The organism is Flavobacteriales bacterium, assembly GCA_016715895.1.
In the GTDB taxonomy this organism is placed as follows: Bacteria; Bacteroidota; Bacteroidia; order Flavobacteriales_F; family PHOS-HE28; genus PHOS-HE28.
The window spans coordinates 637,499-651,171 of the sequence record JADJXH010000004.1 but is presented as its reverse complement, the minus strand read 5'-3'; the positions used below and the strand labels follow the sequence as shown (position 1 = coordinate 651,171).

At 66.0% G+C, this 13,673-nt stretch carries 10 protein-coding genes; 8 read left to right on the top strand and 2 right to left on the bottom strand.

Going from position 1 to position 13,673, the window contains the following annotated elements:
* The first annotated feature begins 44 nt into the window (after positions 1 to 44).
* The 8 genes from IPM49_11360 to IPM49_11325 all read left to right on the top strand — a co-directional run bounded on the left by IPM49_11360 (position 45) and on the right by IPM49_11325 (position 10,629).
* Positions 45 to 743: a CoA transferase subunit A gene (locus tag IPM49_11360; protein ID MBK9275118.1), complete on the top strand. Its 699-nt coding sequence runs from the start codon at positions 45 to 47 to the stop codon at positions 741 to 743.
* Between the two features lie 17 nt (positions 744 to 760).
* Positions 761 to 2,506, top strand: a complete 1,746-nt coding sequence (locus IPM49_11355) for a hypothetical protein (GenBank protein MBK9275117.1) — start codon at positions 761 to 763, stop codon at positions 2,504 to 2,506.
* Between the two features lie 4 nt (positions 2,507 to 2,510).
* Complete coding sequence (locus IPM49_11350; GenBank protein ID MBK9275116.1) at positions 2,511 to 3,167, top strand: CoA transferase subunit B; 657 nt, start codon at positions 2,511 to 2,513, stop codon at positions 3,165 to 3,167.
* Positions 3,168 to 3,274: 107 nt separating this feature from the next.
* The gene (locus IPM49_11345; GenBank protein MBK9275115.1) at positions 3,275 to 4,804 is read left to right on the top strand and encodes a glycosyltransferase family 39 protein; all 1,530 of its coding nucleotides are present in this window, start codon (positions 3,275 to 3,277) and stop codon (positions 4,802 to 4,804) included.
* Positions 4,805 to 5,173: 369 nt separating this feature from the next.
* Positions 5,174 to 6,577: a hypothetical protein gene (locus tag IPM49_11340; protein ID MBK9275114.1), complete on the top strand. Its 1,404-nt coding sequence runs from the start codon at positions 5,174 to 5,176 to the stop codon at positions 6,575 to 6,577.
* A gap of 11 nt (positions 6,578 to 6,588) precedes the next feature.
* Positions 6,589 to 7,335, top strand: coding sequence for a glycosyltransferase family 2 protein (locus IPM49_11335; GenBank protein ID MBK9275113.1), 747 nt, complete (start codon positions 6,589 to 6,591; stop codon positions 7,333 to 7,335).
* Positions 7,325 to 9,187 carry a hypothetical protein gene (locus tag IPM49_11330; GenBank protein MBK9275112.1) on the top strand — a complete coding sequence of 621 codons (1,863 nt, stop codon included), beginning with the start codon at positions 7,325 to 7,327 and terminating at the stop codon, positions 9,185 to 9,187. The genes IPM49_11335 and IPM49_11330 overlap by 11 nt, the downstream gene beginning before the upstream one ends.
* Complete coding sequence (locus IPM49_11325; protein ID MBK9275111.1) at positions 9,184 to 10,629, top strand: hypothetical protein; 1,446 nt, start codon at positions 9,184 to 9,186, stop codon at positions 10,627 to 10,629. The genes IPM49_11330 and IPM49_11325 overlap by 4 nt, the downstream gene beginning before the upstream one ends.
* Here IPM49_11325 and IPM49_11320 read toward each other — a convergent pair.
* Both IPM49_11320 and IPM49_11315 read right to left on the bottom strand, forming a co-directional pair.
* The gene (locus IPM49_11320; GenBank protein ID MBK9275110.1) at positions 10,619 to 12,532 is read right to left on the bottom strand and encodes a hypothetical protein; all 1,914 of its coding nucleotides are present in this window, start codon (positions 12,530 to 12,532) and stop codon (positions 10,619 to 10,621) included. The two genes, IPM49_11325 and IPM49_11320, sit on opposite strands and share 11 nt — an antisense overlap.
* On the bottom strand, positions 12,529 to 13,665 hold the full coding sequence (locus IPM49_11315) for a hypothetical protein (protein ID MBK9275109.1): 1,137 nt from the start codon (positions 13,663 to 13,665) through the stop codon (positions 12,529 to 12,531). The genes IPM49_11320 and IPM49_11315 overlap by 4 nt, the downstream gene beginning before the upstream one ends.
* Between the last annotated feature and the right edge of the window lie 8 nt (positions 13,666 to 13,673).

Below are 13,673 nucleotides of genomic sequence, written 5' to 3'. Positions count from 1 at the left end.
CCGGGGCGTCCGGCTATCTTCGCCGCATTCCCTGCGCCATGAGCATGAACAAGGTGGTGGCCGATGCCGATGCGGCCCTCGAAGGCATCCGTGATGACATGACCCTGATGGTGGGCGGCTTCGGGCTGTGCGGCATCCCCGAGAACTGCATCGCCGCCCTGGTACGCAGCGGCGTCAAGGGGCTCACCTGCATCAGCAACAACGCGGGCGTGGACGACTTCGGCCTCGGCCTGCTGCTGCGGACCAAGCAGATCCGGAAGATGATCAGCAGCTATGTGGGCGAGAACGACGAGTTCGAGCGCCAGATGCTGAGCGGCGAGCTCGAGGTGGAACTGATCCCGCAAGGCACCCTGGCCGAACGCTGCCGCGCCGGAGGGGCGGGCATCCCGGCCTTCTTCACCCCGGCCGGCTACGGCACCGAGGTGGCACAGGGCAAGGAGACCCGGGAGTTCGATGGCCGCATGTACGTGATGGAGCGCTGGCTGCGCGCCGACTTCGCCCTGGTGAAGGCCTGGAAAGGCGACCGCCTCGGCAACCTCGTGTACCGCCACACGGCCCGCAACTTCAACCCCATGATGGCCATGGCCGGCACCATCACCGTGGCCGAGGTGGAGGAACTGGTGGAGCCCGGCGAGCTGGAGCCCGACCACGTGCACACTCCGGGCATCTTCGTGCACCGCATCTTCCAAGGCGAACGGTACGAGAAGCGCATCGAACAGCGCACCGTGCGCAAGCGCGGCTGACCGGCCAACCCCGCCGCATGGCGAACGTTCGGCGCGACGAACGGCTTTACCAGCTCGCCACGCTCGCGCTGTGGGCGGTCCTGATGGTGCGCGCAGCCACCGTGCCCTTCGTGCACGACGAGTGCGCCTCGCTCTACTGGTATGCGGAACCCGGCATCTTCCTGCCTCCACAGGCCCACCCCGATGCCAACAACCACCTCCTGAGCTCGGCCATCGGCACGCTGGTCGTGCAGCTCTTCGGCACCACCGTGTTCACCGCACGGCTGGGGAGCCTGCTGGCCTTTCCGCTCTACGCCTGGTGCGTGTGGCGCCTGGGCCGGGGCCTGCGCGACCGCACCGTGCGCTGGTGCACCTGGACCGCGTTACTGGCCTGCCCGTTCGCCTTCGAGTTCTTCGCCCTGTTCCGCGGCTATGCGCTGGAGCTGGCCTTCCTCGCCGTGGCCCTCGATGGCCTGCTGCGGTGGATGCCCGAGCGCAGCTTGAGCGCGCTGACGCAAGCCCTGGCGGGTCTGTTGCTGGCCAACGCGGCGGTGCTGGCCCTGATCCCCCTATGGGGCGTGGTGCTCGCTGCGTTGGGCCTCATCCTGCTCTGCGGTGTACCGCAACGCCGCGCTCAGCTGGCCCTTTGGATGCTCCTGGGCCTGCTGCCGTTCCTGTTCGCTGTGCGGCATGCCTTCGACCTGCGGGCGCAGGGACTGCTGTACCATGGCAGCACGGAGGGCTTCGTGGCCGTCACCGTGGGCTCCCTCTGCCGTTGGGTGCTCGGGGCTGACGGATGGTCCTGGCGCGCTGCGGTGATGCTCGTCGTGTTGGTCGCCGCGGTGGTCGTGGTGCGCCGCCGCACCTGGGCGACCCCCTTGGCCGTGCTCACCGGCCTGCTGCTGGCCGACGCCTTGATGCGTGTGGGCATGGCCGAGCTGCTCGATGTCAACCATGCGGAGGACAGGGCCGGGCTGCATCTGGTGCCGCTGTGGCTGCTTGTCGCCGGACATGGGGCCGACGTGTGGTCCGCACAACGACCCCGGGCACGCTACGCGGCGATCATGCTGCTGTGGTTCCCGCTGCGCACGCTGGCCGGGCTCAACTTCGACCACACGGCGCTGTGGGCCGAGCAGAGCGTGCCCGACCGTTTCCTGACGCGCATCGCGGCCCTCGAACGGCGGCTGGGCCGCACGCCGGTGGTGGGCGCCTATCACCAGCTCGGCTTCTCCGTACCGCTGAACGGACGGCCGTTCGGGTCGCCGGTCCCGCACACTACCGACTTCCCGGAAGGCCTTCACGATGTCCGCATCGCGGATGGCCGGCATGTCGAGGCCGCGCGACAGGGCTTTGTCGTGGAGGACGTGCATGAGGGGACCGGCCTGCATCTGATGCGTCGTGCGCGGCCACTGATGCTCACGCCCGTCGACAGCCTGATGGTGGATCCGCCGCTGCGTCCGAAGGCCTACTTCGACCTGCTGTCGACGCCGGTCGGAACGGAACCCCGCGCCGTGGAGGTGTCGTGCACGCTGAGCGCAGAAGGACCGGTGCAGGACCTCGTGCTGGCCATCGTGGCCCTGGACAGCCTGGGCCGCGAGCTGGCGCATGAGGAGGTGCGCCCCGCGCTGCAGCGACCGCGTTGGCGGGGCGAGCACTTCACGGCGTGGCGTGTGTTGCGGCCCGTGCCCGGTGCGGTGCGGCATGTGCTCTACTTTTGGAACGCACCGCGAAGGCCCGTTCAGTTCGGCCGCGTGCAGGTGCACATCCACCGCATACAGCCCTGACCCCATGGCGCTCACCAAGGAACAGATGGCCCAGCGCATCGCCCGCGAGCTGCGCGACGGCTTCTACGTGAACCTCGGCATCGGCATCCCCACCCTCGTGGCCAACTACATCCCGCCCGGCATCCACGTGGAGCTGCAGAGCGAGAACGGCATCCTGGGCATGGGGCCCTTCCCCGTCGAGGGCGAGGAGGATGCCGACCTGATCAACGCGGGCAAGCAGACGGTGACGCTCAAGGCGGGCGCGGCCATCTTCGACAGCGCCACCAGCTTCGCCATGATCCGCGCGCAGAAGGTGCAGCTCACCGTGCTGGGCGCCATGGAGGTGGCCGACAACGGCGACATCGCCAACTGGAAGATCCCTGGCAAGATGGTGAAGGGCATGGGCGGGGCCATGGACCTGGTGGCCAGCGCGCAGAACATCATCGTGGTGATGCTGCACACCAACAAGGCCGGCGAAAGCAAGCTGCTCCAGCGCTGCACGCTGCCGCTCACCGGCGTGGGCTGCGTGAGGAAGGTGGTGACCGACCTGGGCGTGTTCGACATCACCACCGAGGGGTTCGTGCTGCGTGAGCGGGCCCCGGGGGTGAGCGTGGAGGAGATCCGCGCCAAGACGGAGGGCCGGCTGGTGGCCACGGGGAACGAGCCGGAGATGGCGGTGTGAGGAGCGGCGCGATGCGGGTCCCGTTCGCCAGCGGTCCGCGACCCGGTCCGGGGTGGTTGCTGGCGTTGGGTTTTCTGCTCATGTTCTCCGTGTATGAAGGAGGACGCGTGCTGCACACCCGTCCCGCACCCTGCCACCTGTGGCGGCAGACGGACTGCCTGTCCATCACGGAGAACTACCGGAGAGGGCGGCCGTTCCTCGAACCGGAGATCCATGCGCGCATTGCGGATGACGGGTACTCCGGGAACAGCGCGGGGGAGTTCCCGCTGCTGTACTGGGTCGTGGGTCAGGTGTGGAAGGTCACCGGACCCAACGAATTCGTGTACCGCCTCTTCGGCATCCTGCTGCATTTCGCCGCCACGTGGGCCCTGTACCTGGCCTTGCGCCGCGTGCTTGACGATGCGTTCTGGGCCGTGGCCTCGGCGCTCCTGCTGTTCGCCTCGCCCATCATCGTGTACTACAGCATGGGGTTCCTCACCGATGTGCCCGCCCTCGACCTGGTGTTGATCGGGTGGTATTTCGTGGTGCGGCACGCCCAGGAACGACGCGTGCGGTGGTGGGCCCTGGCGATGTGCGCCTTCGCCCTGGCCGCCCTGCTGAAGGTGAGCGCCGGCATCAGCCTGGTGGCCATCCTGGCCATCCTGCTGGCGGCCACCCTGATGCCCTCCCGGTTCGCCGAACACCGAAAGCTGTTTCCCGCCGCCTGGCCAGCGTGGACGTGGGCGGTCCTGTCGGTGGTCGCCGTCCTTGCCTGGTACGCCTATGCCGAAAGCTACAATGACGGACACAACGGGCGGTACACGTTCAACAGCATCTGGCCCATTTGGGACATGACACCGGAGGAGGTGCATCGCGCCTGGACCTTCGGCACGCGGATCCTGGTGTTCCAGGTGTTCGACACCACGGTCTGGCTGGTGCTCGGTGCGGCCCTTGTGGCGCTGGCCGTTCAGGTGCGCCGCCTGCCCGGCCCCGTGGCCCTGCTGAACATCCTGATGCTCGCCGGCGTGCTCGCCTACACCCTCCTTTGGTTCCATGCCGTGGACGGCCACGACTACTACTTCATCAACCCGCTGATCCTGCCGCTGGTGCTCTGGACCACCTTTCTCTGGTGGCTGCGCCGTGATCATGCGGCCCTGTTCGGGTCCATCCGGACCAAGTCCGTGTTCGCCTTGCTGCTCGTGTACAACGTGGCTTATGCGGCCAACAACATGCGGATGCGCTATGCGGAGCGGATGCCCATCGACCCGTCCGAGGTCCTGCCCATCCACCACAGGCACGAGCTGCCGTTCTGGAGCGCGATGGACCACTACGATCTACGGGGCACACTGGACCTTGGGCCGGTCCTCGATTCCCTGCACATCCCCAAGGACGCCTTGGTGATCTTCCTGGATGACCACACCATCAATGGCTCCCTGTATCTGATGGGGCGCAAAGGGTTCACCAACTACGGCCATGACTGGAGCGACCCGGGCACCTTCGAGCGCCTCCATGAACGCGGGGCCCGTTACCTGCTGTTCGCCCAGGACCGCTGGCTGGACGACCCGGTGGTGAAGCCCTACCTCACCCGACCGTTGGGGCGGCACAAGGGCATCCACATCCATGCGCTCAGCTCCATGGCGCGAGCGGAGCGCATGTGATGCGGTCCTCTACATTTGGTACGCACCGTGGTTCATTGCGCGATCATGTTCGTGCAGGAGGACCCTCGGGATCCACACAGCCCTCATGAGAACCGCCAAGGCTGCGCCGAAGCCGCGCACATCGCTTCGATCGGCCGGTGGAGGTGGCCGGGGCGGGGTCGCCATCCTGGACGCGCACCACTGGATCCCGCGTGGTCAGGACCTTGCAAGCACAACAATTTCGCACAGCTTTGGCCTTGTGATGATCACCAAGGCCCAACCCCTCCGACCTTCAGCGTCCCGCTCATCCGTGAACGGTCCTGTTCTTGTACAGCAGGGCTGTTCCGTGGTCACAGCATTCACGGAGAGCTGGCTGAACAGGGTTGATTGATGGGTCAGCGCCTCGCTCTCGTTCGGCCGACCCTCCGGCATCTGGCATGGGGTGCGGTGCTCTCCACACTGGCGTTCGTGAACGGATACCCACTTGTGTATGCCGATTCCGGTGCTTACGTCCGAGCCTCGATCACCTTGGAACAACTGGATGACCGTCCGCTTGGTTACTCGTTGTTCCTTCGGGCCATTACCTGGCAGGAGACCTTGTGGACCGTTCCGTTCGTCCAAGGGGCTTTGGTCAGCTGGCTCGTTCTTTTGGTGCTCCGCAGCAGCATGGCTGAACCACGGGACCTTCTTCGGAAGCACGACCTGCTCATGGTGCTCCTCGCCGTCGGAACCTCCCTTTCCTGGTATACGGTGCAGATCATGGCCGACTTCCTCACGCCGGTCCTTTTCCTCGCTTCGTACTTGATCTTTTCCGAAACTCCCTTACGGACCCCCGCCTTGGTCTTTCTCCATATTATTGTTCTTTTATCCCTGATCAGTCACAACTCGCATATTTTTATTCTGTTGGCTTCATGGTGCGCATGGCTCCTTATCGTCTTCGTTCAACCGAAGGAGCGTCGACAATGGCGTTCTTGGAGGATCTACTCGCCACCGCTGCTTGCATTGATCGCTCCGATCTTTATTGCTGCATTGTACATGAAGGATGGAAAACCTCCCGCATTATCGCGTGCAGGCAATGTCTTCCTGGCGGGACGGCTGTGCGAGGATGGTGTGATGGAGCGATTCCTCAGGAAAAATTGCGGGGATAGGCCATACCGGCTCTGTCCCTATGTGGATGACCTTCCATCCGACGCCGGCTCCATGCTTTGGTCGGACAAGGGCATCCTTGCGAGGGAAGGCCTATCCTTGTCCCAGGGCGATTCAGTTCTTGCACCGCTGATGCAGGATATCCTCAGGGATCACCAGGCCATGAAAGGATATGCGCGATCGGCCCTGATCGCCACGCTCGTGCAGTTGTTCCAGTATGATGCGGGTGTAGGGCTGCACAGCTATGGACCGGGCACCAGCCCGTTCTTCCATATCGGGAACCATTTTAAACGGGAATTCTCCAGATATCGGATGAGCAGGCAGCAACGGGAGGACTTCAAGGATCTTGACTGGGCGAACCGGCTTGTTGGTTTCGTCCTCCTGGTCTCATTGGTTTATCTGTACTTCCGCCGCGACCAATGGCTGCATCACCGCAGTCTTAGTATGCTCTTCAAGGCGATCATCGCGTGGGCGGTCGCGAACGCAGCTGTCACATCGTCCCTTGCTGTGGTGGACCCGCGGTTGCAGTCACGAGTGCTGTGGTTGATCCCCATGTTCGCGTTCATCGTACTGATCGAGGACGCGCCGTGGGCGCGTAACGAGAACGGACCGCAGCTGAGGCCTTCCGGTGGAAGAAGGGAACCATGAACACCGGTATCATGGCACCTGCGTTCTCTGATCCCCGGTGCGGCGCGACGCCGGTCGTGCTCTCCATCATCATTCCTGCCTACAACGAGGAGCGCACCATCCACCGCATCCTCGACAAGGTGCGCGCAGTGGAGCTGGATCACGGCATTGGCAAAGAGGTGATCGTGGTGAACGACGGCAGCAGCGACGGAACGGCCGCCGCCGTGCGGGCCTACATGGACGAACATCCGTCCCTGGGGATCAGGTTCTACGAGCAGCCGCGCAACATGGGCAAGGGTGCCGCCATCCACCGGGGCATCCGCGAGGCCACCGGGGATCACCTCATCGTGCAGGACGCCGACCTGGAGTACGACCCGCGCGAGTACAACCTGATGCTCCGCCCCGTGGTGGAGGGCTTCGCCGATGTGGTGTTCGGCTCGCGCTTCATGGGCCACCATCCCCACCGCATCCTGTTCTTCTGGCACAGCATCGGCAACAAGGTGCTCACCTTCCTGTCCAACGCGTTCAACAATTTGAACCTGACGGACATGGAGACCTGCTACAAGCTGATCCGCAGCGACATCGCCAAGGGGCTTGATCTGCGTGAGCAGCGTTTCGGCTTCGAGCCGGAGGTGACCGCGAAGCTGGCCCGGGTGAAGGGCATCCGCATCTACGAGGTGGGCATCAGCTACTACGGCCGCACCTACGCCGAGGGCAAGAAGATCGGCTGGAAGGACGGCTTCCGCGCCATCTGGTGCATCATCAAGTATGGCCTCTGAGCGCACCTTGGACCCGCCCACGCCGGGGTTCGGCCCGGTGGCCCTGGTCCTTCTGCTCGCACTGGGCGCTGTACTGCTCCGTGTGTTCCTGCCTGCAACGCCGGAGCCCGGGGATGGTGTGTTCCATTACCTGTTCGCCCGGTACGCTCCGGAGCATCCACACGTGTTGCTCGACCTGTGGGCCAAGCCGCTCTACACCTTCCTGGCCATGCCCTTCGCGCAGCTCGGTGCATGGGGCATGGCCCTCCTGAACGCCCTGCTCTTTGCGCTCACGGCCTGGCCGTTGATGCGGATCACGGTCGAGCGATCTCCAGGCGCCTCCTGGCTCGTACCCGTCCTGCTGTTGCCGGCCCCGATGTACCTGCAGGTGACCGTGGCGGGGATGACCGAGGTCCTGTTCGGAGCGGTGGCGGCCTGGACGCTCTGGCTCACCTGGAAGGACCGATGGAGGTCGGCGGCCCTGGTGGCCTCGTTGCTGCCCTTCGCCCGACCCGAATGGGTTGGCTTTCTTCCTTTTCTGGTGCTTTGGTTCGTCCGGTGCGGTGCTTGGCGCGCTCTTCCCTGGCTGGCCGCGGGCACGGTGGTGATGAGCCTTCTGGGTGGCCTTGTGAAGCATGATGTGTTCTGGTTGTTGAAGGAGCATCCCTACCAACACAGTGTTGACTTCTATGGGAAGGGGTCGTTCTGGCATTACGTGGCGCATGCGCGGGACATCGCCGGTGTGCCACTGCTGGTGGCGGCGGCGATCGGTTCGATCGCCCTGGCCCTGACCCTTCGCGAACGATCGGATGAGCACCGCCGAAGCATCTTCATCCTCTCCCTGGCCTTGGCGCCCGTGCTCGCGATCACCTTCATCCACTCGTGGATCTGGTGGCGTGGCACGAACGGCTCCTTCGGCCTGCTGCGGGTGATGGCCACCGTGCTCCCTTTCCTGGTCCTTGTGGCCGTGGATGGCTCCGCACCGGTGCTTCGCGCGCTTTCGCCCCGCGCGCGGTCCCTGGCCGTGTTGCTGCTGGGCGTGTCCGCCTTGGCCGAGGCCTACCATCGCACCGATCTGCCGGTCAGGAAGACCGTGCCCGAACTGGTGATGGATGAGGCCGCCGCGTTCCTTCGTTCGGATGTGCTCACGGCCCGGCGTCTTGCTCTGGCGCAGCCCTACCTGGCCTTCGCCCTGGACCGCGACCTGTTCGACAGCACGCGGACGCCCACCTTCTGGCGGCTGGACGATGAGCGCAAGGACCTTGGACTGGCCGAAGGGGAGTTGATCTGCTGGGATTCCCGGATGGGCCCGAACGAGGGCGGAATACAGCTTGACCAGTTGATGGGCGACACGGGCTTCACGGTGCTGCGCGGGTGGAGCCGGCAGGAGCCCGAGCACTTCCATGCCGGTGGTCAGCCCTTCGAGGTGTACCTCTTCGAGCGCCGACCCAGCGCACGATGGCCCGTTCCGGATACGCTCATCGACCTCGACCGTTCGGAGGAACTTCCCCAGCGGCTGCGCGATGCGCTCAACGCCTGCCCGGATGGTCGCATGCGTTGCCTCCACGGCGAGTATCCACTTGCCCTGGACGACCTGGTGCCGGAGGATGGCGCTGTGCTTCATGAGCTGCGCATCGCCGGGGAGCTCGTGATCCCCGATGGAACGACAGCACATCTGGTGTTCACCGAGACCGATGCGGAAGGGGTGAGACTGCGCTACCACCAGGCCGATCTGGGGAGCGGTCCGTTCAACACATCGGTCCGCGTGCCCCGTCGCGGCGACGGCATCGTGGACCAGCTGTACTGGTGGGTCCCCGGCGGCGCTGTGGTGGAGCTGAAGGAATTCACCGTCATCGTTCAAGCCCGCCCATGAACAGGAAGCTCGCGCTGGTCGGAAGCCCGGTCGTGTTGGTCGGGCATGGCCTGTTCCTGTTCCTGCTTCTGCTTTCCTGGTGGCACTGGGACCTGCGCATCGCCCATGTCGATTCGGCCTATCAGGTCTTCAGCTGGCTGAACGACCCGGCGTTCAAGATCGAAGCCTACCGCTACTCCGCGATCATTCCCCAGGCGCTGGTCAAGGCAGGAGCCGGCCTTGGTCTGGGAACCCGAACCCTGCTGATCGTCGCATCCGTCGCCCATGTCCTTGTTCCGTACCTCATTTTCGTGACGGGCGTGCATGTCCTTCGGTCACTGGTGGTGGCCATGGCCATGCCTTTGGCCACCGTGCTCTGCATGCACACGTCCTTCTATGGCATGGTGCTGGAGGCCCACTACCTGCTTTCCTATCCGTTCCTGGTGTTGGCGTTCTGGGAGTGGGCGTTCAACAAGGGCGTCGGCAGGAGACCGTGGACCCTGGCTGTGGGCCTTGTCCTGCTCATCCCCACGCTGATGGTGCATCCCACGGCGTTCGCCTTCGTGTTGTTCATGGCGCTCTTCGCCTTCCTGTTGCCCGGGCGCTCGTGGCCCCTTCCTGTTTCGGCCATGCTGGTCTGCCTGCTCTGGGCCATGAACTACAGGACATGGTTCCCGCCCAGTGCGTATGAGCTGGAGTTCAGCACCAACCTGCGCAACGGCCTGACGGACCTGGGTCGGATCCCGGAGCTCGCGTCCACTGGTTACTTCCTGGATGGGTTGCTGCTTCCGGGCAAGTTCTACATCCTTCCGGTCGTGCTCCTGCTCCTGGGGGTCATGGCACTGCTGCGTTCCCGCCACTACCTGCATGCCGCTGTCGCGGCCGCGGCCTTCCCGGCGTATCTCGTGGTGACCTTCCTTTCATCCCCGTATGGCCAGCAGGAGATCATGATGGACAAGAGCATCATGCCCTCCGCGCTGCTGGTGGTGCTCCCCTGGGTGCTTGGCCATGCCGGAAAAGCACATGGCGATCGTTCCGCAGCGCTGATGACGGCCATCCTGGTGATCGTGCTGGTCGTCAAGTCGGGTGCGATCGCCACCGCCGCCGCACGCTATGAGGATCGCCTTGCCCGGCTGCAACAGGTGGTGGAGGATGGCCGGTCCTCCGGAGGGGGCGTGCGGTACTTCACCGCACCGGACCAGGCCGCTTATGGGCTTGTGGGCGATTGGGGTGTGCCGTTCGAAACGCTGTTGATCAGCGCCTCCGACGGTGGAGCTCCGGTCATGATGCTCCCGTGCGAACCCATCCCCGAGGGAACCGCGTGGGAGCAATTGCCTTTCTGGCTGCAGGATATGCACTACCCCATGGATAGGGACCGGTTCGGGGTCGACATCGACCCCGCTTCGCTGCATGCGATCCCGGCCTTCCGGGCGTCAAGCGAGGCACCCGCCCTCAATCAATGATCACCTCCTGCACCTCGCCCACCAGGTCCCTGGCGGGGAAGGGGATGTAGCCCTGGTCGAAGGGCGTGCCCGGCCACCAGCGGGTGTTGTGCCACTCCTGCGTCACGATCAGGTGCATCTGCACGTTGCTCACCTCGGTGACCGTGTTGTTCATGTAGGCCACCGTACGCAGCTTCTCCAGGTCGGGGCCGATGCGCCAGAAGATCTCCTGCGGCCGCCAGTCGATCTCGAACCAGTAGTGGTCGCCCCCGAAGAGCTCGCTGTCCAGCGCCTCGGTCTTCTGGGTCAGCGCCCGGTAGTTGTGGTCCCAGCGGTGGTTCACGTAGGTGCGGCCGTCCTTCTCGATGGCGTGGCAGCCCACATCGAAGTCCTCCGCATCGTGGCAGGCCATGTCCCAGTTGGTGCAGGCCACGGTGATCATGCCGCGGCCGTCGGTGCGCGTGTCGCTGGTGCTGTAGGTCCAGGCGTTGCGGTCGTCCGGCAGGGCCAGCTGCTGCGGGTAGGTGGGCGGGAAGGCGCGGTCGGGGCAGTAGGAGGGGGTCTTGAGGATCTCGAAATCGATCTCCGAATAGGCCACACGGGGCACGCGCTGGTCGTTGTCGCCGCCGTAGTAGTTGGCCATGTAGCCGTCCTTCAGGCAGGGCCGTCGCAGGCCGCCCGGTGCCCCGTCGTAGATGAGCCAGATGGCGTTGGTGAGGCCCACCCACATGTCCGAGTCGTTGAGCAGCCGCGTGAGCTTGCACTTCACCCGGTAGCGTCCATAGGCCAGGCCGTGCCGCGACCGGATGCCCACGTTCTCCTTGCGCCAGTCGCCATCGGTGCTCGCCGGGTTGCGCAGCTCGATCACGTGGCGCTCCGGGTCGCTGCGCACTGTGCTGCACGGGGTGCGGGCCACCATCGGACGCAGGCCCACCAGCTGGTCCGTGGGGAAGAAGCACCGGTAGCGGTCGTGGTCCGCCGGCGTGTATTCGTTGTTGAGCACGTCCGCGATCAGCGGGATGTTGGCGAAGCGCGTGCTCGCGTCCACGTAGTGGATGAACTGCTCGAAGGGTGCCTGGGCCGCGAGCGCCGGGTCGTCGCCGCAGGTGGCCGAGAAGGCTGAACGGTCGGCGGCATGCTCGGGCCGCACATGCACACCGGCACCCAGCGGCGGGCGGGCCTCCACCTTCAACCGCTGGGCCGCGATGCGCACCTCGGCCCCCTTCAAGCGCGCCCCCGGCCCGCTGATCCAGTACCAGAACGGGTCCATGTGCCGGCCCTCGGCCGTGCGGCGGATGTCCTGCACCTCGGCGGCCGGTGCGGTGCGGGCGAAGTCGTCCTCGGGCATCACCACGAGCATGAACACGTACTCGCCCACACGCGGATTGCGGGACCAGCGTGCCGGCCGGCCCCGGTCGTCGCGGTGCTCGGGCTGGTCGCGCGGGTCGCCGCGGATGCGGAACGCGTCGGTGACCGTGATGCCCTCGGCGGTCGCCGGTGGGCTCAGGCGGAAGCCCTCGCCCGCATCCTCCCAGCTGCCGTAGAAGTTCTCGTGCGCCAAGGGATGCTGCCTGCCGTCCGGCGCGGTGTGCGCGAACTTGTAGCTGTCGTTCAGGTAATAGAGCTTGTAGTGGAACCGCGTGCCACGGCCGGTGGTGTCGCGAAGGGTGAAGCGGAAGGTGAACCGACCTTCGGGCACTTGACGCGGACTGGGGACCACGAAACCGCTGTCGAGGGCATCGGTGTAGTCGAGCGTGATCACACCCACACCGGTGTCGTTCACCGGCCAGTTGGTGAGGGCCGCGAACTCCTGCAGCGCGCCGGGCGCGTGCGCGGTCCGCACGCCACAGGCCCCGAACAGCAGGAGCATCCCGGCGCCGATGGCCACGGCGATGCGATGCGGAACGGGGAGCGTGCGGTTCATGGGGTGGTGATGCGCAGCAGGGCGCCGCGCGGGGCGGGTGTGCTGGCGATGCGCTCGCTTCCGTCCTCGAGGATGTCCACGTCGTACCCGATGATGCGCAAGGCGCCCGCCTCGGTGCCCACGTGCACCCGCTCGTAACCGAGCAGGTCGCCGGTGGCGGCGCACCAGGGGCGCACCAGATAGCGGGCCTGTTCCGTGCCGTCCACCAGGCGGGCCACGCCGTCACCGGGCCGGTAGCGCCACCGCAAGGTCCCGGTCGGCAGGTCGACGATGTCGGTCGCGGACGGAGGCGCGGCCCCTCCACGAAGGCCCGCCTGCGCGGGATCCACCGGGCCCAGGCATTCCACGCCGGCGAAGGGCAGGGGGCGTGTGGTGCGCGCGCTGTCCTCCAGGTCGTGGGCGCGGATGCTGTCGCGCCCCAGCACATCGCCGCTGCGGAACACCACGTCCATGTCGTCGATCCAGGTGTCGTGGCGGTGCTTGTTCCAGAGGTAGATGGTGATCACGTCGTCATCGGCCACCTCCAGGTCGCGCAGCAACAATTCGCCCTGCACGCGCTGCCACACGCCGGGGGTGTGTTCGTGGGCCCGCAGCTCCTTGCCGTACCAGGCGAGCTGTTCGTCGCCCCGGTGCACGGTGGTGACGATCACCAGGCCGGGGTCGTCCGTGCGGCACCACAGCCCCGCCGCGATGGAGGTCACCGGAGCGCCCACGTCTCCGGCGCGGCGGCGGATGGCGGGTCCGTACTCCTCGGAGGCCTTCAACAGCATCGACCGCCGGCCGCTCCGTGCGAACGTGCTCACCAGCATGGTGCTGTCCGCGGACGTCTCCATGTCGAAGTACAGGTTGGGCCTCAGGGTGCGGCCGCCGAGGGTGATGGACGCACCGGAGCGCGCGGCCAGCGGCCGGTCGAACGGCGCCGGGTCGTTGGTCGTGAGCGTGCGGCCATCGGATGTGACGGGGGCGGTGCGTTCGGTGGACAGGTCCGTGGCGGCGGGGCCTGCGGGCCTGCGCACGGCCTCGCGCAGGTCGCGGAGCTCGTGCTTCACGGCCTCGGGCCGCAGCAGGGCCAGCGCGGCGGCGAGGGCCACGAGCAGCAGCGTGAACAGGAGCAGCAGGCGGCGGCGTGGCATCGGTGCGG